Origin of the sequence: Frigoribacterium sp. MEB024 (assembly GCF_000878135.1) — a bacterium.
Taxonomy (GTDB): domain Bacteria; phylum Actinomycetota; class Actinomycetes; order Actinomycetales; family Microbacteriaceae; genus Frigoribacterium.
Genome location: NZ_JXQZ01000126.1, coordinates 1 through 594 on the forward strand (window position 1 = coordinate 1; position 594 = coordinate 594).

The window sequence follows — 594 nt, forward strand, 5'->3', positions numbered from 1 at the left end:
GGGCGCGGCGGGCGCGGCCGCGCCGTACCTCGCCGTCAGCCTGTCCGCGCACGTGGGCGACGCCGACCGTTCGGCGTTCGCCACCGCCGTCGCCCGACTGCTCGACCGCGTGGCCGGCGAGGCGGGGCTCGAGGTCGTCTTCCTCGCGCACTGGGCGTCGCTCGACCCGACGGAAGAGCGCGGCGACTCGCTGCTGCACCGGGCCGTGCTCGACCAGCTGACCGTGCCCGCGCGGGTCGAACCCACCACCGGCTCCCCCGCCGCGGCCCGCTTCGCCCGGGGTGCGGCGCTGCACCTGACCAGCCGCTACCACCCGGCCGTGTTCGCCGTCGCGGGCGGGGTGCCGACGGTCGGGCTCGCGGTCGACGACTACACGACGATCAAGCTGACCGGGGCGCTCGGCAACTTCGGGCAGACGAGCGTCGTCTCGGCCGCGCAGCTGCTCGCGGGCGAGGCCGACGCGGCGGCACTGGCGGCCTGGGCCGGGCGCGACGCTGTGCGCTCGACGTGGGCCGAGCGTCTCGACGGGACCCGCGCGGCGTCGGCCGCGTGGTGGGACCGGGTCGCCGGCGCGCTGCGCGGCTGACGCGACCC

1 protein-coding gene is annotated in these 594 nt (G+C 78.5%); it reads left to right on the forward strand.

Annotation, left to right across the window (positions count from 1 at the left end):
• On the forward strand, positions 1-586 hold a 586-nt coding region (locus SZ60_RS15495; RefSeq protein WP_043597589.1), incomplete at its 5' end, for a polysaccharide pyruvyl transferase family protein.
• Positions 587-594: the final 8 nt, after the last annotated feature.